Origin of the sequence: Roseibium sp. MMSF_3412 (assembly GCF_030733265.1) — a bacterium.
In the GTDB taxonomy this organism is placed as follows: Bacteria; Pseudomonadota; Alphaproteobacteria; order Rhizobiales; family Stappiaceae; genus Roseibium.
This window is the reverse complement of the sequence record NZ_JASHJI010000018.1, coordinates 41,171-65,464: the sequence shown is the minus strand read 5'-3', so window position 1 is coordinate 65,464 and position 24,294 is coordinate 41,171. Positions and strand designations below refer to the sequence as shown.

Below are 24,294 nucleotides of genomic sequence, written 5' to 3'. Positions count from 1 at the left end.
TTCATCCCGGTAGAAACTTCGTGATGCCGGCTTCCGGCCTTTGCTATTTTTGCGCGAAAGTATTAAACTGTTAACCAAGTTGGCGCATTAGCCACATGCATTGCGTGGCTAACTTGCAGGATTTGACAATGGTTTTGTTTTTAGGGTTCGTTTTTCTTTTGTATTGCGCAGTCGCGTTTGCTTTTTTCACCTTGAGCGCGATGGAACTGTCGGAGACCGGCCGCGGAAACGGGGTGTCACTCACACTGGCTTGCCTTTCGGCGATAGCATGGCCACTGACAGTGTCGGTGATGGCGCTGACCGTGTTTTTCCAGAAGGCGCGAAACGTTGGACCGACATGACGAAAACACCGCAATGTCGGATCGGCGGAACTACACCCAACCAATGAAAATCGAAAACACAAGATTGAAAATTCAATCGAACCCACAGGCAGATGACATTGCGCAACGAGGTTTCCGCACAACTTGTGTGCACACGCGATTTATGCAGCATTTTTCCGCAGGCCAAGATCACCACACGAATAGTTGAAACAAGGCGACAGCGCTCCCGATCGCCGGAGCAGCTTCCTTCTGCGTTGTTCCTTTCAGTAGAAAGACTTATGGTCTTTATAAGATCACGATTTAACCTTAAGATAATTACAAGAAAAATGTGCCTCGAAATTTAACAAACGAAGGCCTATTTTAGTGTTGCAATGGTACGGCAGTTTGCAGGAGCAATTTTCATGACTTCGACGCCGCGTTTCAAGCAGGCAGTCGCTAATTTTGTGACGATTTTCGGCCTAATATTTCTGGTCGGCTGCAGCTCTTCGGAAGAAAGAGCGGAAAACCACTACAAGCGCGGTTTGGAGCTTGTTGAGGAGGGTGAACTTACAAAGGCGAGTCTGGAATTCCGGAATGCCCTGAAACTCAAATCAGACCACGTTGATGCTTTGTTTGCGTTTGGGGAGATCCAGGAACAACAAGGCGAAATCCAGTCTGCGTTCAGAATTTACAACAGCGTGGCCGAGCAGTCGGAGGGCCATGTGCCCGCGCGGCTGAAGCTGGTCTACATGCTTCTGGCCGCCAACCAGGCCGAACATGCCCGCAAGTTTCTTGACGAAGCACTTGCGATCGCTGCGGACGCGCCGGAAGTTGTTGTTGCAAAAGCGACGCTCGAGTTGAGATCCGGCAATCCGGATGAGGCGGAAAGACTGGCAAACGAAGCCATCAAGCAGAATGCCGATCTGGAAGATGCGTATATCGTTCTCGCTTCCGCGCGACTGCTCTCAGACGATCCCGCGGGGGCTGTCGCCATCCTGGAAAAAGCGCCCGAAAGCGGTCTTGATAACGTCGGGTTGCAGGTTCTGAAGATTTCCGCTCTCGACAGCCTCGGCGATGACGTGAAGATCGAAGCCCAGATGGCCGAGATGGTGAAACGTTTTCCCGACAAGCCTCAGTTCGGCATTGCTTGGGCTCAATGGTACATGAGCAAGGACCGTCCGGCAGACGCTGAACGTGTTATGAGACAGCTTGCGAAAGACAAGCAGGATGATGACGCAGCTCAAATGCGGCTGGTATCATTTGTCTTGTCGCAAAAAGGCCAGGATGCCGCCAGGAATGAACTCGAAACACTGATCGAGGCGCGCAAGGAAGGCGGCGGCGATCCGCATCCGCTCCAGGCAGCGCTGACGCAGCTGAATTTCTCCACCGGGAATGAGCAGCAAGCCATTGACTACATGCAGTCCGTTCTGGCCGAAGCAACCGGGACAGAGGAAAAGACAAGAGCGCGTCTTTTGCTCGCTGCAATGCTGTTTGAGACCGGCGAGATCGAGCAATCCGAAGCCTATGTTTCCGAAACGCTCGACGTCGACTCCAAAAATGTCGAGGCGCTTCGATTGCGTGCTGCTATCAAGCTTTCGAACAGCGACAATGCAGGTGCTGCCGACGACATTCTTGTTGCTCTCAACGAGGCTCCGAATGACGCCCGGCTGCGACTTCTGCTTGCCGAAGCACACGAGCGCAACGGTTCGTCCATTCTGGCTGAAGAGGAGTTTGCCAAGGCATTCGCGCTCGACAACCAGTCCGCGACCGCTGGACTTCCCATGGTGCGGTACCTTTTTCGTCACGGCAAAGCCGAGCAAGCAGAACGTATTCTAGAGGCCATACGCGAACAGGATCCGACGAACCACGAAGTGCTGTCGCTGCTTGCCCAACAGAAACTCGCGAAGCGCGACTTCGTGGGCGCACAGCAAATCGCTGAACTTCTCCGCAACTCGGACAATCAAAACAATGCCCGTTTTGCGGACAAAATCACGGCAGCAGCGCTTGGCGGACAACAAAAGCACGAAGAAAACCTGGATTTTCTCGAGGAGTCGATGGCCTCAAGCAAAGAAAACCAGGAGCTTCTTCCAGAACTCGTTCGCGCCTATGTCCGGTCAGGTCAGCAGGAAAAGGCTCTGGAAAGGCTGCAGTCCGAACTTGAGAGCGCACCCGACAACGTTCAGGCCCGTTTGCTACTCGGCGCAGTGCATATGTCGAATGGCGAACGTGACAAGGCCGAGGAAGCCTTCAAACTGGCAGCTGCCGACAACAGCGACGCCTCCGGTGACACTGCCCTCGCCCAGTTTTACCTTGCGTCATCGCAACCTCAAAAAGCCGAGGAAGCAATTCTGGCGGGCCTTGAAAAGGACGAAGCGAGCACCGCACTTCAATTGATGCTGACGACAGTGTTGCAGCGCATGGAACGCTTCGACGAAGCCATCGCCGTCTACGAAAAAATGTTCGAGGCCGATCCGAGTTCGACGATTGTAGCCAACGATTTGGCAAGCCTGCTCTCCGAGCGTCGCGGTGACGAGGCCTCGCTTGAGCGCGCGCTCGAGATCGCACAACGTTTCAGAACATCCGAAGTGCCGCAGTACAAGGACACACTGGGCTGGATCTACTACCTGAAGAATGACTATTCCTCTGCTCTGCCCCTTTTGAGAGCATCCGCGGAAGGACTGTCCAACATGGGCCTTGCGCAATACCATTACGGAATGACGCTGGCAGCGCTGGACCAGACCCAGGACGCAATCGATGTGCTCGAGCGTGCATTGGTTCTTAAGACACTTATGACAGAAGAAGATCAGGAATTGGCCAGACAAACACTGGAACGCCTGAAACAACCTCGTCCGGCGGCTGAAACCGAATAGAGCGTATCGCCGGTTCGCAAAATTAAATGTGGTTCAAGATCGATGGAACATAGTTTTAACCTTGGCGTAATTACTTCTGTAATTCGCCGTCGCTACATGTATTTCCTGGCGCCCGCATTGGTGATTTTTGCGGTAGCGGTTGGCGTGGCGTATTATCTGCCGCCGACCTATGAGTCCAAGTCCGTCATTCTGATCGAATCCCAGCGCATCCCGACCGAACTGGCTTCCACGACGGTCAATGCCGATGCGAGCGAACGCCTGAAAGTCATCGAACAGCGCCTGCTGGCCAGAAACAATCTGCTGAGTATTGCTTCCGAATATTCCCTGTACAGCGATAGCGTTCCTGCGCTGTCTCCGACACAGATCGTCGACGCAATGCGCAACGCGATTTCGATACAGCAGATCGCCGTGTCCAGATCGCGCAACAACAGGCAGATCGTCGGCTTTGAGATCTCGTTCCAATACACGAACCCAAGAGCCGCTTCGCGTGTTGCAAACCAGCTGGTAAGCAGCATTCTGTCTCAGAACCTTGAGACGCGATTGAACCGGGCCGCTGAAACAAGCGAATTTTTCAAGCAACAGCTGGCCACTCTCGAAAACGAGTTGCTGGCGTCGGAAGAGCGCATTGCCGCGTACAAGCGGGACAATGAAGCATCGCTGCCCGATACCATCGGCGTCAGGCGAGAAAAGCTTTCGGAACTCACGTCCCAGATCGAGCTGCTGGATCAGCAGATTATATTGGCTGAGCAGGCGGCGAACGGCGCGAACAACGCTGTAAGCGGCAATGAACAGCAGCTTGCATTCCGGCTTCAATCCCAGGAACTGAATTACGATGCGTTCGTGGAACGCCGCGAACTTTTGACACCGCTGCTTGAAAAAGGGTTTGTCGCACAGCGAACGATAGATGATCTCGACCGGTCGATCGCACAGTCGGAACTTGAAATCGCTTCGATCAAAGCTCAGATGGCACAACAGGGCTTCTCTGCAGATCCGGCGACCCGTCTGAAATTGCTGGAGACGCAAAAGGCCAACTTCGAAAGAAGAGCTGGTGAACTTCAGACCAGTATTGCGAATACCCCCTCGGTTGAGGTTGAACTTGCCTCGCTGCTTCGCAGTTATGAGCTTTTGCGCGACGAATACAGCCAAACCAAAACCAAGCTTACAGATGCGGAGATCGGCGAGAGGCTTGAGCAGGACAGACAGGCGGAACGCTTTGAAGTCCTCGAGCAGGCGACGATTCCCGACGCTCCCACCAAGCCCGACAGGATTGCGATCGTTGCAGCAGGCGGCGGTGGCGCGATGGCGGTCGGCGCTGCCCTTGTGTTGCTTCTCGAATTCCTGGACAAAAGCGTCAGAACCGCAGGGGATCTGGAGCGGCGGCTCAAGCTGCGGCCGATCGCGGTGATCCCGTATGTGACGACCAGACGAGAGCGCATCCGCAAAAATTTGCGGCGTCTATTAATCGTTTGCATTGTTCTGCTTGGTATTGTGGCCGTCTCGTTAATTGTGCATCTCTATGTCACACCGCTCGAACTGCTGGCGGATAGAGTATGGCTGAAGGTTGAGCCGTTCCTGCCGGCTTTCATGAAACCCTGAGCGCACTGAAAGAAAAGTTGGAGTCTGCAACGTGGAACACATCAAGAGTGCGCTAAAGAAGGCGGGCGTCACCGACGGGGAGGCTTTTGAAACCGCGCCGGTCACTCCAGTACAAAAACCGGCCTCGCCGTTTGTGGCTCGAAAAGCCGAAGAAGTGACTGTTGCCGAAAAGGTAGAACCAAAGCCACTTCGCCAGGTCGAGATAGACAACAATCACCTGGAAAAGAAGCGGATCGTTTCAAAGTCAATGGACGATCCGAACCATATCGCATTCAATCTCCTGCGTACGCGCGTCCGGCAGGCCCTGTCGGACAACAAGTGGAAATCTCTTGCGATTACCTCTCCGACGCCAGGTTGCGGCAAGACAATGGTGACGCTCAATCTGGCGTTCAGCCTGTCGCGCAACCCTGGGCTCAAGACCGTGGTCGTTGACCTCGATCTTCGGCGTCCGTCGATTGCCCCGACCCTGAATATCGAGCCTGATCGCTCGATAGCGCAATACCTTCTCGGCAGAGCGGAAGAAGCGCGCGATTGCTTCGTTCAGGTTGACCCGAACCTTGTCCTCGGACTGAACAGCGGCCATACCCCGGCTTCCTCAGAATTGCTTCAAGCGCCACGCATGCTTGATCTTTTCAGGTTCATCGACAAGGAACTGGCGCCCGAGGTTGTGCTGTTCGATTTGCCGCCGATGAAGAGCAGTGACGATGCGCTTGGGTTTTTGCCGAGGGTGGACACGTCCTTGCTGGTGGTTGCCTCCGGGACGACCACGACGGAAGAAGTCGACGAGTGTGAACTGCAGATCAGCGAGTTGGACAAACTTCTCGGGATCGTTCTCAACAAGTGCGAAGACGCCCAGACTGAAGACTACTACTACTGACGTCCGCAGACAGAAGATGTTGCCGTTTCAGGACTCTTGAGAGCTCCCGGAACAAGCGAGCACGCGACTAAAACCAGCTTATCACACCCGTTTACCTTAAGAACTCACCAATAAAACAAATAAAAATTTATATTTTTACCATTAATTTTAATATTTTTCGCATCAATAGTAACCTTACTCTCAATATTCACCGTTCAAAGACACGCTTTAACTTGCCGCATTACGCAGCGAATGATAAGCGGGTTTATATAAAATTTGATGCAACTTTGAATTTGACATGAGGCCCCTGAGTTATGAATTTCAAAGCAGCCTTTTCAGCCCTCGCGATCTTGCTCGCCGGTACGAGCATGGCGCTTTCCGCCCCGATTGCGCTCACGAAGACCAATCCCAACAGCGTGTTTGACGGCGGCGGACGCAAGTCGCTCCGGATCATCAATAACGGTGACCCCATGGTCAACCAGCGCGTGACTGCCGGTGGCTTCCGTCTGAATACGGGCGCTGCCGACATCATCGCCTGGTGCGTCGACATTGCCCACAATCTTTCGCTCAAGGGACTTTATCAGGTCACAAGCACGCCTTTCACCAACACGTTCACATTCAGCGAGACTCAAAAGACCAATATCAAGAGCCTCTTTGAGACAACCTACTCGAGCCTTGACCTGAACAACAACAACCAGTCCGCAGGGTTTCAGCTTGCATTGTGGGAACTCATCTACGAGAAAAGCGGTAACTTCGACGTCAAGAACGGCAACTTCAAGTCGACAACCAACACGGATGCGCGAAACTTTGCGAACACGTTTCTCGGCAACCTCGGCGGCGCCGTTACGCAATCCTACAATATCGACTACTACGAGTCGCTCGGTTACGGTCGCAACAACAGCAAGTACAGCCAAAACCTCGTGAGCGTGACACCGGTCCCGTTGCCGGCAGCCGGCCTCCTGCTGGGTTGTGGTCTTGCCGGTTTCTATCTCGCACAACGGCGCAAGAAGGTCTGAATGCGGTCCTGCGCAACGCTCAAGCGCGGCTTGCAGCTTCCGGCCAGCTTAGTCCATAGGCTCAATCTGTGCCGGGAGTGCACAACTTGTAACCAAATCGTGGCTCAAATTTCAGGCGGAAACCTGCTACCTTTTGGCCGCAATTGATTACTACCTTAGCGTTAAGGCAAGCGCGCCCAGAATTGGCGTTCAACGCAAAGTTTATCTAGTAACGGTCCGTCAAAATGTGCTAGAAAGACGCATTGATGTATTTACGGTTTTTCAAGTAATAGCTTGAAAATGTGCGAAAAAATTGGTTATTGGCAACAGAGTGAAACGGTAAGATAAGCGGCGTCCAAAATTAATAATATGTTGCTATTTTACCGATAGTGAACGATGCAACACGACGAAACATTTGAACAGTCACGTACCTCGGGGTCGATGATGTACGAGCCGTATTACGGTCTCTTGACGAAGCCATTCGCGCTGGTACCGGACCCGCGCTTCATATACTGGGCCGGTCCGCATAGCATGGCGTTCGCGATGCTGGAGTACGGTATAGTCAATCATGCCGGCTTTACCGTAATCACCGGAGAAGTCGGTGCTGGCAAGACAACGCTCATCCAGCATCTCCTGAGCAAACTCCCTGGCGATGTTCGTGTCGGTCTCCTGTCGAACACCGGCGGTGGCGGAGAACTCCTGCAATGGGTTCTGATGGCCTTCGACCAGGAATTCGACACCGACTCCCACGTCAAACTCTACAAGCAGTTCAGGGATTTCCTGATCGAGGAGTATGAGCAGGGCCGCAGGACCGTTCTGATTGTCGACGAAGCACAGAACCTGGGTTCTGAGACGCTTGAAGAGCTGCGGATGCTCTCCAACATTAACACGCATAACCGGGAGCTGCTGCAAATCGTCCTGAGCGGGCAGCCCGAGTTGAAAACGCTGTTGGCGGCACCCAGCCTCAGACAATTCGTTCAGCGCGTCACGTCTGATTTTCACCTGTCGTTCCTCGAGCAACAGGAAGTATCCAGCTACATTGCGCACAGGCTGAAAGTCGCCGGTGCCAAGCGGCCGCTGTTTACGCCGGGCGCTTGCGACCTGATCTATTATGCGACGCAAGGCACACCGCGCCTCATTAACACGATTTGCGACACCGCCCTGCTCTACGGGTTCGCCACCGAGGCGGAAGAGATCACTCCCGACATCGTCAAGCGTGTGCTTGACGACAAACGGCGGTTCGGTGTGTTCACGATGCAGCCGGACCTGGCGCTTCAGCAGTAGACCAGATCTACCTGCTGGGGAACTGAAGCGACAGCATCGGCAATGGCTGATGGGTTCGGGAGGCGTGCCGCATCGCCTCTTCCCGGCTTTTGGCTCCGCAGCGTTCAGATAAGCGCCGAAACACAAGCGCATCGAAGCTTCGTAACAGTTGGTATTGGCAGACCGCGCGTGGCAATCGCTCCGCGGTTTTCCCTGACGGGCAACCACGGCGACAAGCTGCCCATCACCGATTTCTTTCCCGCACATCAATGCCCAAGGCGCCGCGAACCACCGGGAGAGCCTTGACGAGCGCACCGCAGGCTGCCCGATAGAAGCTATTCGCGCTCCAGGGGTTGTTCCGGCCAATCTAGATGGTTCTCGCATGAATGCGTTCCGAAACGGGTGAGGATGCCCGGCCCATCGGCTGCGGTGTGCCGCTTGAACGATGCACTGCATCGCGCTTCGGGATCCGCTGACCCGACTACACCGATGTCCTCAGCCAGGTGATCCAAATTGGCCGGAAAGAGCTCTAGGGTACGGACCCATAAATGAAGCCGATTTGGCGGCAGAAATGGCAAAATCTCGCGAGAAAGCGTGAGTAGAGCGGGCTTTATGCCCGGTCAAGCGCGGTGACGCTGCGAGGTGAGGCCATTTTGCCGTCCACCGGATTTGGCCGTTTCAGCCATCTGCAGCGTCGCGAAAGGCTTGAAAATGAACCACATTTCCTGCGCTTTCGCTCCTCGCAGCTGGTCAAAACGATCCAAACCAAATTGACTTCATTTAGGAGTCCGTACCCTAGACCGCCTCGGCGGCTTATAACCGTCACGAGGATCCGGGCATGTGTCCGTAAGAGGCAGCGATCTTCCGGGCCGTATGTGGTCTGTAACCCTTGTTTCCGGGATCTGCGCGCTCTGCGCCGAAAGCAGCCTGGAAGTCTCTTTCCGGACGGGTTTTCTCCGGCGCAGGAATGGGTGTCAGCCCATCGTCCGGTGTGCCGGGACAGTTGCACAATCCGAGCGCCGTGCCGATGTGCAGCTGCTCTGCAACCGCCTGCGCAGTGTACTCATCGGAAACCAGGGCGGGTTCACGGTGCTTCGTCGCCCGGTTCGCCCGCGTTGCGCGCCCGCACTCAGCAAACAAAAGAAAAACGGCCGCTACCCCGGTTTAATCAAGGGTGCGGCCGCTCGGCAGATCGCCGTCGTTACTGTCTGAGGTTCAAGCCTCGATGCCCGGGAAATACGCCGGCAGCATGGGGACGACACCCTCAAGAAATGACTGCAGACGATCATCAGCGTTGTTCACGTCCTCACCTGGAGCGATCGGTGTGACGACCCGGACGAGGCCGCCATCAGAGCGTCCTTCTGAGAAGGTATCCCACATGGACACAAACTTCGCTTCAAAGTCATTGGTGATCTGCTTGCCGCGTTGCTCAAACCAGAAATAGACGAGTTGGCGTTGCAGTCCGAGCTGGATGATCGCGCGGTTGACCTTCATGGATTTTGCCTGGTCGCCCGCTCCGACGGTGACCGTTTTCTGCTCCCACTTCGACACTTCCCATCCGCCACCAGGCAAGCAGATTTCCGGCGAGTGAATACCCGAGCCGTTGGTTTGCGACTTGTAGAACGTCATCAGCAGATTGACGTTTGTGTTCTCGAAGTTGTAGTCGGCCAGGAGATATTCATCCGCACCCAGTACTTGCTCGATATCCCTGTCGAGGATTGTCGCCCTGCCCTGCCAGTTGTCGACATGCATCGGGAAAATGCCAAGCGGCAGACGGTTGATCGAGGTGGGGGACGGTGCCGGCGTCAACTGCCACGCCACGCCTGCGACCAATGCGATGATCGAAGCTGCAATGAAGGCTTTTCCCGCATTGACCGAAGGAAACTTCTTGAGCGGACCGAGAACGCCCTCGTAATCCATTCCGATAATGTATTTCGGACGTTCGCGCCCGAATGAGAAATAGCGCGAAAGCACCCAGGCAAGCATGTACAGGATGACCGTACAGGAGATGAAGATCACCCAGCCTTCGAAATAGTGAATGAAGCCCTCGGCATGCTCGATACCGAAGTGATTGACGAGGACGCCGATCATTCCGACCCTGAAGGAGTTCATAAGGATCGTGACCGGGATCGTCGCGAAGAAAATCAGCACCCGGTGCCAGTTGGGACCGTTGTAAAGAACGGCCATCAGCCAGCCAAAGCTGAACAGCGGAAACAGGTAGCGCAAGCCGCTGCAGGCCTCTGCGACAAGCAGTTTGTATTCGCCAAGGTCGATCACGGTACCGTCAAGCAATACCGGAATTCCCATCAACTGAATGACGGCGACCCCGATTTCGGCAGAAACGGCCTGAAGATGGGTCGAGACACTGAGATAGACGAACTGCGGCAGGGGCAGCATGAAGATCAGATGCAACCAACCGGGCCAGAACCTGAAGCCTTCCCGGGTTCCCGCAAGCAACAGAATGAATGCGCCGACATAAAGAATGAAGCCGTAGGTGATGATATCCGGGATCTCGACCAGGTTGCCCAAAAGCCCCACGAGAAGCGCCAGCACAAAGACCGCCATACCTACAATTCGGCTGCCGTGATCAGGCTTGACCGGATGACGATGGATCTCCAGAAGCGTCATGTAGAGCGTGATCAGGGGAACCAGGGGGCCGTAGCTGTACTCCGGCCGCGACCAAGCCGCACCAAGGGAAATCAGTCCATCCCAGAAAAACGCTGCCGCTCCCAGAGAAGCGACGATGATCCAGGGAATTGCGCGCTTTGTGAGCGAAAGAATGTCACTCGGCACCACGGTATTGTCGTTACGAATATCGGCAGTCATGAATGGTTCCGTTCAAAATCGACGCTTCGGCCAACAAACCGGCCGCACTTAAAATCTTGGGGTATTTAATCCCATATCCTGCGCCTTTTTGTAACTAAATTATTGGTGAAAATGCGCAGATCATGCAAATTTTACTAAAAAAAAAGACGAATTAATCTTAACGAAGGATCTGGTTTGTTTTTGTGCAGGTTCCGTTTGACCTTGTGATCAAGTTCGCCCTATATCAGGCATGATTTTTATATTGAATTGCACGTCGAGGAGTTGGATCGTTGGCTGAACCAAACAGCAAACCACTGCCTGTGGCCGGCAAAGTCCTGATTATCGTCGAGAATCTTCCAGTACCCTTCGACCGCCGCGTGTGGCAGGAGGCAACTGCCCTGCGTGAAGCTGGTTACGAGGTTTCCGTTATTTGCCCGACCGGCAAAAAGCATACGTCCTTCGAGGAAACGCTCGACGGAATCCATATCTATCGGCACAACCTGCCGCTGGAAGCTTCTGGCGCGCTTGGTTACCTCGCGGAGTATTCCGCTGCCTTGTTTCATGAGATGCGTCTTTCGATAAAGGTACTGCGCCGTCACGGCTTCGACGTGATCCATGCGTGCAACCCGCCTGATCTCATCTTTCTCGTGGCGCTGTTTCACAAACTGTTTTTCGGGAAAAAATTCCTTTTCGACCAGCACGACATCAATCCGGAGCTTTACGAGGTAAAATTCGGTAAGAAAGGCTTCTTTCACCGCCTGCTGACTTTCTTTGAAAAGTGTACCTTCAAGCTGGCGGACGGCAGTCTGGCAACGAATGAAACGCTCAAGGGCCGGGCGATCGACACCGGCAAGATGCCGCCTGAAAAGGTTTGGGTTGTCAGGAGCTTTCCGGACATCGAACGGTTCAAGCGAACCCAGCCCGATGAGAACGCCAAGCGCGGCCGGCGTTTCCTGGCAGGATATGTCGGCATCATGGCCGAACAGGACGGCGTTGAATATCTCGTTCGCGCTATGGACCACATCGTGAATGTTCAGGGACGCGACGATATCGGTTGCGTGATCATCGGCGACGGGCCCGACTATGACAGGCTGCGCGAAATGTCGGCGGAGCTGAAACTGACTGACCATATCGAGTTCACGGGCTATATGTCGGGCGAACCCCTGCTCCAGAAGCTGTCGGCTTGTGATATTGGCGTCATCCCCGATCCGCCCAACGTGTGCAACGACAAGCTTTCGATGAACAAGGTGTTCGAGTATATGGCGCTCGGCATGCCGTTTGTACAATTCGACCTGGAGCAGGCAAAAATCGACGCCGGGGAAGCAGCGCACATTGTGCCCGACCGCACACCGGAAGGCCTCGCTCAGGGTATGATGGAGCTTCTTGCCGACCCGGAGAAACGCGCAAAGATGTCCGCCTACGCCTCCGACCGGGCGCAGCGGGAATTCCACTGGGATATCGAGAAACACTCCATGCTTGATGCCTACAGGACGCTCCTGCAACCGAAGGCACCGGCGAAAATCGAGGGTTCGGTCAGCCTGTCGCAGTAATTGCCGCGGCAGACTGGCAAACCGCAGACCACCGCAACGCTATGCCGGGACGGAAAGGGTTTCTGTCACCGCTTTCCGATACGTCTCCACGACACTCTCCCTCTGGAACGCGGCAAGTTTCCCGGTCTCCTGCCAATTCGCCAACTCCTGCTTCAATGCGTGCTGATCAACAATCAGCTTGTCCATTGCGGCCTCAATTGCCGGAAAATCACTTGCGGACGCGCCGAGGGCAAAATCGGCGTCGTCGAAAAATCCGTCAATCGCCCAGTCTTTCGGAAAAACGACAGGGCAGCCGGCGAGCAACGCTTCCAGGAAGACCATCCCGAACGTCTCCCGCTTTGAAACCATGGCGAAACCGCACATTCCGTTGAGCATTGCCTGGACCTCTTCGTGCGCAATCGGACCCTTGCGTTCGAATGAGGTCGCCTTGTTGTCTGCAATCAGCGTGTCGATTTCATTTTCGTCTTCTGCCGAGCCACCTCCGTACAGGTGGAAGGAATAGTCTTGATGCCTCTCTTGCAGTGAAGCGCTCGCCTTGATCAGTGCGAGGACATTCTTGTTGCGATAGTCCTTGAGGTGAAAGACGGATGCAAGGCGTGGATTTGCAATCTTCGGAGCGATGATCCGGTCTTCAGGGGATGTACACGGCAGAAGGATCGTCGGGCCGCCGCGCATTCCGAGTTCGGCGTCACACACGCGCTGCCCGACAACGGAAAAAGGAAAGACAAGCGCCGCAGCGTGGTAGATGCGGCGGAAGCTCTTTCGAAGGTCGGGGCGAAACTTCAGGATTTTCCGGTCCGTGTTCACCTGGATTGAAATCGCATAAGGGCAGTCAAAAATGCTGCTGAGTCTTTCCGCGATCAGACCCTCGATGGTCAGTTTGTGCGCATGAATGAAGTCAGGTTTTATGCCGCGTCGTGTCAGGTCCTCTGCAATGCGATCTGCCACATTCAAAAGAGCGGATTCCATGTAAAGGCCACCTTGCAACCCACCATACCGGATCGCCGTGACGTCTTCGTCTTCGGGCTCGAACTGCATGTCGAAACGCGGCCGTACGGGGTTGCGCGACAGCTTCCCTGCAACGGCGAACGCGGATGGAGTTGTTCGGTTTATGGAATAGATTTTTTGGTCGAAGGTGTCGCGGACAGCATCGACGAGACTGCTGACAGCCTTTGTTTTTCCCGCCTGAATGCGATCCGGGTAGTCGCCCGAAATGTGCACAATCACCTTCGGCATCACAGAGTTCCCTTGGTTCAATTCGCTGAAAGATTGTAATCCAGAAATCTTTTTCGCTGTTCGACTGCTCTTATCAACAAAACCGTAAATTTCTCTTCCACCTGCATTCCGGATCATCTTCTGATGGCGCACCCCTCTTTGTTCACAAAAGGCGCGACCGGGTGCAGCACATGGCACACATTGCGTTCACGAAAGGGCCTTGCTCCCAGGCTGAATTTGGTCCGCGAAAGGAAAAACGACCGCAGTGTGCAGTCAGGTCCTCAACCACTTGCGCTGCAGCCGCCTGTCAAAAACACCCGATTCAGATTCGCCGCAGCTGATTTTGCTGCTCCAAACACGACTGAACGGCACGTTCATTCCAAATTGTGAGATTTAAAGCGTGGATAACGATATTTGTTAAGAGATTAAGCGCGATTTAAACAGCAAACATAGGAGATATCGTCACCAAATTGGAGTGGCGACAGCTCGGACCTATCTCGTTTCGCATTTCGTCCGCTTCCTGTTCCAAATTTGCAGATACCCGGAGCAAGAGAACGCCATGGAATTTGTCGTCGATAGTCAAGCAGAGTTGAACGCGGCCCTCAGTAAAGCTGTTGCTGGCGATAGCATCGTCCTCGTCAAGATAGCCGACAGCTACAACATCCGCATGCATGACAAGGACTATTCCGGCAGCGGCGTAAAGATCTCCTCGCAAAACCCGAATGACATGGCGATCGTTGACACGATCCATCTGACCGCGTCTTCCAATATTCATTTCTCAAATCTCGATGTGAACTCGCATACCTACGATCCGGGCCGCGCTGATTGGTTGACGGATGTGTATGTGTCCGACAGCAGCAACATCTCGATTTCAAACTCGGTGTTTTCAGGAGACGCCACTGCGGCGCGATTGACGACGAACAGCTACGTCGCTGAATCCTTTGCCACGGTCCGCGAGTCGAACGGCTTCGTTCTGGAAAACAACACGATCTCGAATTACAATTTCGGGCTGCTCCTTCTGGAAACGACCGACGTCAAAGTCAACGGCAACGAGTTTCACAGCCTGCAGGGCGATCCGATCAGGATGGCCGGGGTTCAACGCGTCGACATTACCAACAACAACATTCATGACCTGCTGGGCACGGACGAGAGTCTGAACCACATGGACATGATCCAGATCTGGTCGACCTCCACGAACCTCGTTACACGCGACATCACGATTTCCGGCAACATTCTGGATGCAGGCAACGGCGTCGCCTCGCAGAGCATTTTCATCCGCAACGAAAAAGTGGACACGTCAGAGAACGCCAATCTTCAATTTTACTACTCGAATATCACGATCAAGGACAACCTGATCTACAACGGGCATTTGCACGGGATCACCGTTGGAGAAACGAACGGTCTTGTCATCTCCAACAACACACTGGTGACCAACCCGCAATCGAGCATGATCGTCGGCGGCGGAACCCGGAACGTTACCTATGACCCGGCCATCAACGTTGCGAATGCCGCAACCGGGGTGACGATCACGAACAACATCACCTCAGCCATCACGGCGCCGGACAGCGCCCGGGTTTCAGGGAACTACTTCGTCGATTACGTCAACCAGTCGGCCGACAACTATGTCGGCAACGTATTCTTGTTTGCACAAAACGGTGGAGACGTTGACGTTTCGGACCTGAGGCTCAGTCCCAACGGTCCACTGGGTTCCTCTTCCATCGGTGCCGAGGTGTCCCAGTTCGACCGTAGTCCCGACACGCTGAACCCTGTTGTCACGCTGGAGAAAGTGAACGGGCTGGAACAGGTTTTCATCCTGAAGGCAAACTATACAGCGGATGCAAGAGGCTTTGTCAGCGCCTCCGATGCAACATTCACATGGACATTCGAAGACGGAACCGTCCTGCGCGGGCAATCTGTACAGGTGGCGTTCGATCAGTCAGGTGATCTGAATGTGAGTCTCACGGTTCAGACAGCCCGTGAAAAGGCGACGGTTAGCAAGACTGTCTATGTCGAAGATCCGGTTATTTTCTCCCTGACCGCCAAAAGCGGCAAGGTGACAGACAGTTCCCCCAACAATGTCGACTTCGTTGCCGGTAACGTCGCGGAGACGATCCATATCGGACAGGGTGTCACCTTCGAGGTGACCCGGAACAACTCGGAAATTTACAGCCTCGATCAGTTTACGCTGAGCTTCGATATGAAACGCAAAGCCGTTTCCGGTCAGGACGAAACCCTGGCCATGCTTCATCAGGCGATGTCGTTGACCCTGACGGAAGAAGGCGAGCTGGCTCTCGGGTTGACCAATGACGCGGGTAAACGCTTCGAGCTGGTTTCCACAGGAGCGAATTTGAACGACACCGGCTGGCACAACGTTGTCCTGAGTTTCGACGGCATCGGCGGCGATCTGGAAATATTTGTAGACGGTGCCAAGGTCGGTGAGATGTCGGCCGACGGCTCCACAAAGAACAAGGAATACTGGGGGCTCGTGTTCGGCAATCCCTGGAGGTCTGGCAACAGCTTCAAGGGAGAACTGGACAATATCGTGATGACGTCCGACCCCTATTCGACAACGCCATATTCGCAGCCCGGCATCACCGTTCCGGATCAGCCGTCAAGCAGCCCTCCGGACAACTCTTCAGCTGAACCCATCATTCTCAAGTTCACGGATGACGACGGCACAGGTGCCGGAATTCGGGTGAGCAACTTCGATGACAATATTCAGGACAAGGGCACCGTAACCGTCTCGAGTGGAGGCGAAAGCATCACGCTTTACGGCAATGCCTGGAAAGTCCTCGACCTGCAGACGAACATCGATGCGGATACGGTCATCAGTTTCGACTTCAAGGCGGACATCATGGGCGAAATCTTCGCCCTCGGCTTTGTCAAAGACGGTAAGCTCGTTCAAGAGAATGTTGTCCAGTTTGGCGGCACGCAAAACTGGGGCCATCAGCTCGGCGAACAATACTCCACGACTGGCGTATCTCAACGTTTTGAACTCAAGGTCGGCCAGCACGTTACCGGTTCTGTCGAAAAAATTGTCCTGATCGCGGACAACGACGCCTATGGCGGCGGAACCACGAATTTCTCCAATATATCCATCAATTCGAAGGATGTTCTCCTGGTAAACGGCATCCAGTTGCCGGTCGAAAGCTTCAAGACAGGAATCCAGGACTACGGCCTTGCCGCAATCAGCGCCGATTCAACGGAAGTAACGCTCACCGGCAACGCCTGGAAAAAAATCGAAACCGAATTCACTGTCACCGAAGACACGCTGCTTTCGTTCAACTTCGAATCCCGGAACGAAGCCGAGATTTACGCCATAGGCTTCCTCAAGGATGGCGAGATCCGGGAAGACTACGTCTTTGAACTGGAAGGCACGCAAAACTGGGGCAGACAGGATCTGTTCGAGTCAGGAGAGGACGGCCATTACGAGGTCCTGGTTGGTGATCACTTCCGGGGAGAGTTCGACGGCATTGTCCTGATCGCAGATGACGATCTGAAAGCCGACGCAGATGCGACATTCTCAAACATCACTATCGGAGATGCGGATTTCGCCTGACGCTCAAGGCCATGGCCGAGAACTGACGGCTGTCCGCCCGGTATTCACCTCACGATGAGGGCAGCAGAGGATGTTGGGGAGATGCAGGTGCTTGCGTAAGTGCCCTTCCCGCCTTCTCTACTTTTCTTCGGGCACCTTGTCCTTGAGACGACCGAACTTGAGCGTTTCAATGTTCTCGCGGAGAATCTTGGCCGGGTTTCCTGCGACCGCGCACCCGGCCGGTATGCTCTTGGTGACAACACTGCCTGACCCGACCACACAACTGTCGCCGATCTCGATGCCCGGCAAGATGATACTTCTTGCGCCGATGAAGCAGTTTTTGCCAATCCGCGTGTCCACTTTCATCGCCCGCGTCATGTCATGTGCAAGTATTGCTGCGTCGAACGCGATGTATGTCCCTTCCCCTATGTGAATACCACCAGGGTTCGTTTTATCCAGACGGGCACTCAACGACATAACGACTGTCGGATGAATATTCATCCCCCAGACTTTCACGAGATACTGACGTTTGATGGCGACCAGCGCTCTTTGAAGACGGATGAATTGATTCAATGACTTGAACATCAACACAAACACTTTCTGTTTACAACGCACCAGTATCGGAGACTAAAAAATAGTGCCATTTCCGATCCTGGCTTACTGCTATAGACTTCCGAAAAATCGATAAGGCATCTTCGATACCAATACATTAAATTTCAGTCTTTTGTTCGTTTCAACTTCCATGCCACCACCTTGCCGGAAGCGGCTTTCCTTCAGTCAGCCGTCCTGGCACTCCAGCGGAGCGATGGCGTTCGCGAGAACAGGGACCATGAGTTCAGCTTCCGCCGATGGGTCGGCGTGAAGTCCGTCCGGGATCAGTTGTTCAAGGGATCGCCTGGGGAAGGCTGCCCATTTCGCTGAAAAATCGATGACCTCAAGGTCCAAAGCCGCCGCGGCATCGAGATGCGCGGAAATGTACGACTGAAGGAACGGGCGCGCCCAGTTGCTCACGCCCCAAGGTGTGTGTGCGACAGTCACGATCACCCGTGCGTTAGGCAAATCCGAACGTAATGCCTTGAGTATCTTCGAAAAATTTTCACTGCTCGTCGATGGCAGCATGGCCCTGTTAAGCGCCGCGTCGTTTATGTAGAATTCAATCACGACGACGTCCGGTTTTTCTGCCACAACGGAAGCTAGGTTTTTCAGGGCCCAATCCGACGTTGCCCCTGCCCTGGCCACCTTGGTGACGGTCACATCCTGGTCAGTGCACTCTGTCAGCAATTGTTCCAGTTGCTCCGGCCAAAGTGCGCGCGACGTAAATGATGTACCGAACGCTACAACTTTCAAGCCGTCGTCCGCCTCGTGCTGTCCGATCTCGGCCCGGCACACATTCAACAAGCTAAGAAATGCCAGAAGTGTGTGCAAAATCCTGCTTCTCGACAGGACCAGAAAAAGACCTTTTTCAAATGCCTCGCACGCGATGATTTGCTTCACTGACCAGTTGTTCCCGTCGTTAAAGCGAGGTTGGGCTTAGGGTAGCATGGGCGCACCCGAATGTAACAGTCGTCCGTCTTCCGCGCTGCAGCCGCTTCATCGCCTGCATATCAATGGCAATTGAGTTGCCTATGGGTCATCTTCAACCTGAGCCTTGCCGAAGCCTGATACGTTCAGACTGTGCCGCTCGGCTCAGCCCGGCGGTCAAGCGAACAAATGGATGTGTGCTTCCTTGCCTCTTTAAGCCGCCGGTCCCCGCCACCACAACGCCCTTCAATAGTGGCTCGGTTCGCATCGGGCTTTTTGCCTGCGCGGCGTTCAGGGTCTTTACGCCGCAGATGCCTTGCGGGGCTCATGAATAGTCATTACGGATCACATCAAGGATTGCCTGGAGCTTTTCCTGCTTTGATCTGAGAGTGTTTTCGTCACTCAGAGTTGGCCGCGTACCCAACACATTCTTCATTCTGCCTCGCAGCAACAGTCGTTCAATCCGAATTCGTATCGCTCGACGCCACCCAGGAGCCGGCGCCGTTGCCGGTCGGCTTTGCGCTGACCCTGCTCCGGGCGAACCCTGGTGCGCAGGAGACCGGCCCAGCAATGTTTTGATCTTTGCGATTTCAGGAAAAAGCTCAATCACCTTCAGGTCGATGCCAAGCGACTGGGCGAAGTCGTTCCATTTGAAGTGGTTGAACGTGTCGGAAAGCGAGACCGGAATCCATGGAGTGCGAAAGGCATCTGCAAGGATTGCGGCATGCATGGATTCAGCAAGTACCAGGCGCGCGCCGGCAATTTTCCTGATCACTTCCTTTGCTTCACCGCGTGGCGACGTGAAGTCAATACCTGAACCACGCAGAATGTCGCTCCATGGGTGCCGCTCAGCCGTGGAATGGTGCGGGATAAAAATGACGCTGTCAGCGCTCTTTTCGATGCCCGCGAACTCAGGCAACAAGGGGATCATCATTGCCGGATCAAGGACACCCAACTCCGGATCGAGGCCCAACTGCTTTGCGGTTTTAGGACCACGCACACACCGGATATCCCAGCCGTCCTCGTCGTCAAATTCCGGCAGATTTCCATATCCGCAGCCTGAACCGACAACCAGCTTTTTCGTGCTCGGCAAATCGAGGTCTTTGTTCAGGATTGTTCCCACGCCGACCAGTGTCACGCCGGGATCCATGTCCCTGAACTCAGGCAGGAGTTCGTCCCAAAGCCAGGCGTTCAGGTCGTCACCAAAATTGCCCGCCTTGTCGTGATAGTAGAACAAGTCCATGTATTTACATCCAATTCTTTTGGAATTCGCTCGCAGACGTCAAAGACCCCTGGCTTGGTTTGAGGATCAGGAACAGATCGCTCCTGCGATGAGGAATGTCCCCCTGACGGCTACGGCGGATTTGTGTCGCATCAAAATGGCTCTGCTCACTTCCATCGCATCGGAAAACTCTTGGGTCTGATCAGACTGAGCAACGGTGTCAGGGGCAAACGCCAGACCCAGTGCCTCGTTGTTGGCCGGGAAATCCTTCCAAAATCCCGGAAGAAAAGCTTGTAGGCGGTTGCCACGTATCCGCAGGCGAATGCGACCCTGATCGTATAAACCGAAGCCTTGGAAAAAAACGCTTCCTTGAGACTGTCGCTCTGGCCATATTCGCCCTTAGTGTCCTGAGCAAGCATGAACTCGTAACCCTGGATGACCTTAGGCGCATTCAAGCTTAGGGAATCATTTTCCCCAACCCGGTGCGCTACGCGCCAGGGCCCCGTCAGGCACAATACCGGCCCGTGGCGATCCGCTCTCAAAAACAAATCGCTGTCTTCGCTACACAAAACATCGCCGGTGAACCCGCCGAGGCTTTGAAAAACATCTTTACGAACAACGACGTTGCACGAGGCAAATCGCATGTCTTCTTCTTGCTCGACGGCCGCCAGGAAGCGGTCGTGTCTCACGACATCCGTTTTTCGCGGATCGTCTCCGGGCGGTCCCTGATCCGTCACAAAATCCCTGGTCTGCAAAAACATCATGATGGTGTCCGGATGATGCTTTTTTGCGCTGACGACATCGGCGACCGTTTCCCGTGCCCAAAGGTCGTCACTATCGAGAAACCCCAGCCAGTCGCCCGCCGCAGACGCCGCACCCTTGTTCCGTGCCGCACCCGGACCGGCGTTTTCCTGCTCGATAAGGCGTATCTGATCCTTTGCCGGATGTTTTGAGATTGCCGCTCTGGCGGCCTCTGCAGAGCCGTCACTTGACCCGTCGTCAACGATGATCAGTTCAACGCCGGAGGAGATCGGCAGTCTTTCAATGCAGGCGCCGATCAGATCCGCGCGATTGAAGAGAGGAATAACAATCGAAAGTTCCACGTCTGGGGCCTCACCAATGATATCCATCGCTTAGTCTGTTGGCATGCGGGAGGAAATCGATTTTGACATTCTGCCGTTTTGAAACACCACGGACGGCACCAACTTGGCGCGCCGGCTTGCACTTAATACATTTTGGGACCAAAGGAGATCAACACCGGTTTATGTGATGTTCGTTTAGGATTAATTGCACTGCATGATCCTAAGGAGATGGGCCCATAAATTCGACTGAAATGGCATGTGAATGACGAAATCCGGTCAGGTCCAAACCATCTCGGCCTCATTTGCGGGTCCATCAACCAGTCTCCCGCGCTCATGCAGGTGCCTTCTTCGCTCGGCTGTCAGGAAGGGCAACAGTCCGCCGATAGAAATTGCGCAGACCGCGAAACGAGCTTGAGAAGCAAACCACCCGGCAACAGTGTTGCCGGGTGGTTCTGCACAAGGTAACGGATTTCGGATGCCGAGTTGGTCAGGCCAGGTCCCAGTCGCCGATTGAGATGTTCGAGAACGTTGCGTCCGCGTCTTTCTTCCGATCATCGTCTGCAATCAAAACGAGCCCGTCAAACTCTCCCTGGAAGTAGTCTCCAACATTGATATTGAACAAGCCGTCATCGCCTTCGTTGAAGAGGTCCTGTATTCCCCAGTTCTGAGTTCCTTCCAGTTCAAAGACGTGGTCTTCCTCGACCTTGCCGTCCTTCAGGAAACCGATCGCGTAAATCTCGGCCTCGTTCCGGGAATCGAAGTTGAAGGAAAGCAGCGTGTCCTCATCAATAACGATATCTTTTTCGATCTGCTTCCAGGCGTTGCCCGTGAGCGTAATTTCCGAGCCGTCTTCGCTGACTTCGCTCAAACCGAAGTCCTGAACGCCGGCCTCGTAGCTTTTGATGTCATATTGGACGCCACTTACCTCGAGTTCGTTGCTTTCTGCCGCGATCGAGATATTCGAGAAATTGGTCGTACCGCCGCCATAGGCGTCGTTGTCCGCAATCAGAACGATCTGGTCGACCGTCCCCTCAAGGTATTGTCCGACCATCAGATCAAATCGTTGGGAGACGCCTGCTGTCGTGTACTGGTCGCCATACTGATGACCCCAGTCTTGCGTGCCTCCAAACTGAACAACGTTCTCCTGCAGGAGCTTGCCGTCTTTCACGAAGCCGAGGGCAAAGATCTCACCCATGATGTCCGCTTCAAAGTCGAAGCTGATCACCGTGTCTGAGTCGATATTCGTTTCAATATCGAGGACCTTCCAGGCATTCCCGTAGAGTGTGATGCTCTCACCTTCGCTCGAGACTGCCACCGTGCCCTTGTCCTGGACATAGTCATCGTAGTCGCTCACCCGGATACCGGTGCCCGCATCGTCGTCATCGGTGAACTTGAGGATGACAGGCTCATCGACCGGTTCGTCCGGATCCGAAATGTCGGGCGGCGAGACTTGTGGCGTCGTATAAGGATCGGACGTCATCTTGATGTTGTCGAGTTCTCCCTTGAAGCCGTTGCCGGACTTCCAGGGATTGCCGAACACAAGCCCCCAGTATTCCTTGTTCTTGGTCGAACCGTCGGCCTCCATTTCGCCGACCTTGTTGCCGTCGACATATAATTCAAGGTTGCCGGCAATGCCGTCGAAACTCAGAACGACATTGTGCCAGCCGGTGTCGTTCAAATCCGCGCCCGAGGAAACCAGTTCGAACCGATCCCCCTCATTGTTGGTCAGTCCCAGACTAAGTTCCCCGTCATCCGTCAGTTTCAGCGACATGGACTGGTGCAGCATGGCGACTGTTTCAGCAAGACCGGACACCGCGTCGCGCTTCATGTCGAAACTCAACGTGAACTGCTCGAGGCTGTAAATCTCTGAGTTGTTCCGGGTCACCTCGAAGGTGGAGCCGTCGCCGATATGGATTGTGTCGGACACGGTTTTGGCGACAAAATCAACATCATTGGAAGAGCTGTCTTCAACGACTCCGTTGTCAGCACTGATGGAGAAAATGACCGGGTCTTCCACATGGACGGTCTTTTCAACAGTGACCTTCTCGCCGTCTGTCTCGACCGTAAGGCTCACGCTCAACTCACCGGCTTGCTCGAACGCAACCTGGACCGTCTGGCCACTCAAGACGGTGCCGTCTTCGAATGTCCACGTGAATGTCGCATCGGACGCGTCGACAAAGCCATTCGCGTCCGCTGTATAGTCAGCGCTGAGGTTCAAGACCTGTTCGAGGCCGCTCACCTTCTCCAATGTGACGACAGGCGTAAGAGCGTCCGGCGTATCGTCGAACTGCGACACCTTGGCGCCGATATCGGAAGAACCCAGCGGGCCGTCAGGGTTGAACTTCAAGTCATCAAGCGACAGATCACCGCCGTTCTGCGCAAACACCAGCACGTTGCCAACGTAATTGTCGGCCGACTGGTTGACGTAGTCGACAAGGTAGTTGCCGGAAACGTTGGCGCTGTCCGGTGCCGTGACGGCGGAGGTAACGTTGTCCGTGATCGTCACGCCGGTCGAGGAGCTGGCAACGTTGATGGCAGGGTTGTAAGTAACGTTCTTTTCCCCGCCTGCGACAATCATGCTCGATTGCGGGTTGGTCACCAGCGTGTTGTTGTTGATCACAAGACCGTTCGTTTCTCCAACGGTGATGCCATGCAAATGACCATTGTAGATCAGGTTGTCTTCGATTGTGATGTTCGAATAGTAATACTCGAGGTTGGCGTTCTCCGACGTGTCAACCTTCTCGTTGCGGATGAAGATGCTCTGCGAGGCAACGCCGTTGCCGGCATCCAGGATGTTGCCGGAGATCGTGACATCGCTCGTGACGAGGGTCGTGGACGTCGACCAGATCTGGATCATGTCCATGTGGTTCAGACTCTCGTCCGTACCCAGCAGGTCATGAATGTTGTTGTTGGTGATATCCACGTTCTGGACGCCACCCATCCGGATCGGATCGCCCTGCAGGCTGTGAAATTCATTGTTGTTGACCGTTACGTCGGTGGTCTCCAACAGAAGCAGCCCGAAATTGTAGTTCGAAATGGTGTTGTTCTCGAGGACAAAGCCATCCGATTCCCGGATTGTGGCAAAGGACTCCGCACCGTAACTGTCCGCTGTCAACCGGGCTTCGGTCGCGTCTCCCGAGAACACCGAGTTGGAAAGCGAGATGTCGCTGCTGTCGGTGACATATACGTCGGTCAGCCAGTCGGCACGCCCAGAATCGTAGGTGTGGGAGTTCACATCGAGATGTGAAAAATGAATGTTTGAAGACGCGGTCAGATGGATCGTGTCGACAATCGCCATGTCGTTCGGATCCTGGGAGGAGATCGATATTCCTTCACCAGCGAAGTCCATGTCATGCATGCGGATGGTGTAGCTGTCATCTATCTTGGCGAGGACGATGCTGTCGCCAGCAACCGCGTTGTTGAGTGCCTCGTTCAACTCTGCCTGACTATTAACGACATATTCCATGGCGTTCGCTTGCTCC

General features: G+C 54.3%; 16 protein-coding genes. 7 read left to right on the top strand and 9 right to left on the bottom strand.

Annotated features, from left to right (window positions below; translation table 11 throughout):
• Positions 1 to 721 precede the first annotated feature (721 nt).
• A complete protein-coding gene (locus RBB49_RS23830) occupies positions 722 to 3,169 on the top strand; it encodes a tetratricopeptide repeat protein (RefSeq protein ID WP_306145410.1) in 2,448 nt (815 codons plus the stop codon).
• A gap of 167 nt (positions 3,170 to 3,336) precedes the next feature.
• On the opposite strand, the gene RBB49_RS23825 is transcribed toward RBB49_RS23830, so the two are convergent.
• Positions 3,337 to 3,684, bottom strand: a complete 348-nt coding sequence (locus RBB49_RS23825) for a hypothetical protein (RefSeq protein ID WP_306145409.1) — start codon at positions 3,682 to 3,684, stop codon at positions 3,337 to 3,339.
• 25 nt (positions 3,685 to 3,709) lie between these two features.
• Here RBB49_RS23825 and RBB49_RS23820 point away from each other — a divergent pair, with 25 nt between their 5' ends.
• From RBB49_RS23820 to RBB49_RS23805, 4 genes are all read left to right on the top strand, one after another.
• The gene (locus RBB49_RS23820) at positions 3,710 to 4,765 is read left to right on the top strand and encodes a hypothetical protein (protein WP_306145408.1); all 1,056 of its coding nucleotides are present in this window, start codon (positions 3,710 to 3,712) and stop codon (positions 4,763 to 4,765) included.
• Between the two features lie 31 nt (positions 4,766 to 4,796).
• Entirely contained in the window at positions 4,797 to 5,642 is an 846-nt protein-coding gene (locus RBB49_RS23815) for a CpsD/CapB family tyrosine-protein kinase (RefSeq protein ID WP_306145407.1), read from the top strand.
• 293 nt (positions 5,643 to 5,935) lie between these two features.
• The gene (locus RBB49_RS23810; RefSeq protein ID WP_306145406.1) at positions 5,936 to 6,637 is read left to right on the top strand and encodes a VPLPA-CTERM sorting domain-containing protein; all 702 of its coding nucleotides are present in this window, start codon (positions 5,936 to 5,938) and stop codon (positions 6,635 to 6,637) included.
• 375 nt (positions 6,638 to 7,012) lie between these two features.
• Positions 7,013 to 7,900, top strand: coding sequence for an ExeA family protein (locus tag RBB49_RS23805; protein ID WP_306145405.1), 888 nt, complete (start codon positions 7,013 to 7,015; stop codon positions 7,898 to 7,900).
• 801 nt (positions 7,901 to 8,701) lie between these two features.
• On the opposite strand, the gene RBB49_RS23800 is transcribed toward RBB49_RS23805, so the two are convergent.
• Together RBB49_RS23800 and xrtD are read right to left on the bottom strand one after the other, a co-directional pair.
• Positions 8,702 to 9,019, bottom strand: coding sequence for a hypothetical protein (locus tag RBB49_RS23800; protein WP_306145404.1), 318 nt, complete (start codon positions 9,017 to 9,019; stop codon positions 8,702 to 8,704).
• Positions 9,020 to 9,094: 75 nt separating this feature from the next.
• A complete protein-coding gene (gene xrtD, locus RBB49_RS23795; protein WP_306145403.1) occupies positions 9,095 to 10,705 on the bottom strand; it encodes a VPLPA-CTERM-specific exosortase XrtD in 1,611 nt (536 codons plus the stop codon).
• 269 nt (positions 10,706 to 10,974) lie between these two features.
• Between xrtD and RBB49_RS23790 the strand changes: the two genes are divergently transcribed.
• Entirely contained in the window at positions 10,975 to 12,234 is a 1,260-nt protein-coding gene (locus RBB49_RS23790) for a glycosyltransferase family 4 protein (RefSeq protein ID WP_306145402.1), read from the top strand.
• Positions 12,235 to 12,273: 39 nt separating this feature from the next.
• On the opposite strand, the gene RBB49_RS23785 is transcribed toward RBB49_RS23790, so the two are convergent.
• Entirely contained in the window at positions 12,274 to 13,470 is a 1,197-nt protein-coding gene (locus tag RBB49_RS23785; RefSeq protein WP_306145401.1) for a glycosyltransferase, read from the bottom strand.
• Between the two features lie 538 nt (positions 13,471 to 14,008).
• Here RBB49_RS23785 and RBB49_RS23780 point away from each other — a divergent pair.
• Positions 14,009 to 17,008, top strand: a complete 3,000-nt coding sequence (locus tag RBB49_RS23780) for a right-handed parallel beta-helix repeat-containing protein (protein WP_306145400.1) — start codon at positions 14,009 to 14,011, stop codon at positions 17,006 to 17,008.
• 117 nt (positions 17,009 to 17,125) lie between these two features.
• Here the strand turns inward: RBB49_RS23780 and RBB49_RS23775 are convergent, their stop codons facing one another.
• From RBB49_RS23775 to RBB49_RS23755, 5 genes are all read right to left on the bottom strand, one after another.
• Complete coding sequence (locus tag RBB49_RS23775) at positions 17,126 to 17,488, bottom strand: DapH/DapD/GlmU-related protein (protein ID WP_306145470.1); 363 nt, start codon at positions 17,486 to 17,488, stop codon at positions 17,126 to 17,128.
• A gap of 276 nt (positions 17,489 to 17,764) precedes the next feature.
• A complete protein-coding gene (locus RBB49_RS23770) occupies positions 17,765 to 18,481 on the bottom strand; it encodes an SGNH/GDSL hydrolase family protein (protein WP_306145399.1) in 717 nt (238 codons plus the stop codon).
• A gap of 352 nt (positions 18,482 to 18,833) precedes the next feature.
• Positions 18,834 to 19,751 (bottom strand): polysaccharide pyruvyl transferase family protein, encoded by a 918-nt coding sequence (locus RBB49_RS23765; RefSeq protein ID WP_306145398.1) that lies wholly within the window; start codon positions 19,749 to 19,751, stop codon positions 18,834 to 18,836.
• 146 nt (positions 19,752 to 19,897) lie between these two features.
• On the bottom strand, positions 19,898 to 20,833 hold the full coding sequence (locus RBB49_RS23760; RefSeq protein WP_306145397.1) for a glycosyltransferase family A protein: 936 nt from the start codon (positions 20,831 to 20,833) through the stop codon (positions 19,898 to 19,900).
• A 466-nt stretch (positions 20,834 to 21,299) separates the two neighbouring features.
• A complete protein-coding gene (locus RBB49_RS23755) occupies positions 21,300 to 24,278 on the bottom strand; it encodes a right-handed parallel beta-helix repeat-containing protein (protein ID WP_306145396.1) in 2,979 nt (992 codons plus the stop codon).
• Positions 24,279 to 24,294: the final 16 nt, after the last annotated feature.

What these genes read in the sequence shown, in the direction of transcription:
- RBB49_RS23805 (WP_306145405.1), top strand. Translation starts at nt 7,013, where the DNA reads ATGCAACACGACGAAACATTTGAACAGTCACGTACCTCGGGGTCGATG.
- RBB49_RS23810 (WP_306145406.1), top strand. Translation starts at nt 5,936, where the DNA reads ATGAATTTCAAAGCAGCCTTTTCAGCCCTCGCGATCTTGCTCGCCGGT.
- RBB49_RS23825 (WP_306145409.1), bottom strand. Translation starts at nt 3,684, where the DNA reads ATGCTGCTTACCAGCTGGTTTGCAACACGCGAAGCGGCTCTTGGGTTC.
- xrtD (WP_306145403.1), bottom strand. Translation starts at nt 10,705, where the DNA reads ATGACTGCCGATATTCGTAACGACAATACCGTGGTGCCGAGTGACATT.
- RBB49_RS23765 (WP_306145398.1), bottom strand. Translation starts at nt 19,751, where the DNA reads ATGGACTTGTTCTACTATCACGACAAGGCGGGCAATTTTGGTGACGAC.
- RBB49_RS23780 (WP_306145400.1), top strand. Translation starts at nt 14,009, where the DNA reads ATGGAATTTGTCGTCGATAGTCAAGCAGAGTTGAACGCGGCCCTCAGT.
- RBB49_RS23830 (WP_306145410.1), top strand. Translation starts at nt 722, where the DNA reads ATGACTTCGACGCCGCGTTTCAAGCAGGCAGTCGCTAATTTTGTGACG.
- RBB49_RS23755 (WP_306145396.1), bottom strand. Translation starts at nt 24,278, where the DNA reads ATGGAATATGTCGTTAATAGTCAGGCAGAGTTGAACGAGGCACTCAAC.
- RBB49_RS23785 (WP_306145401.1), bottom strand. Translation starts at nt 13,470, where the DNA reads ATGCCGAAGGTGATTGTGCACATTTCGGGCGACTACCCGGATCGCATT.
- RBB49_RS23775 (WP_306145470.1), bottom strand. Translation starts at nt 17,488, where the DNA reads ATGAATATTCATCCGACAGTCGTTATGTCGTTGAGTGCCCGTCTGGAT.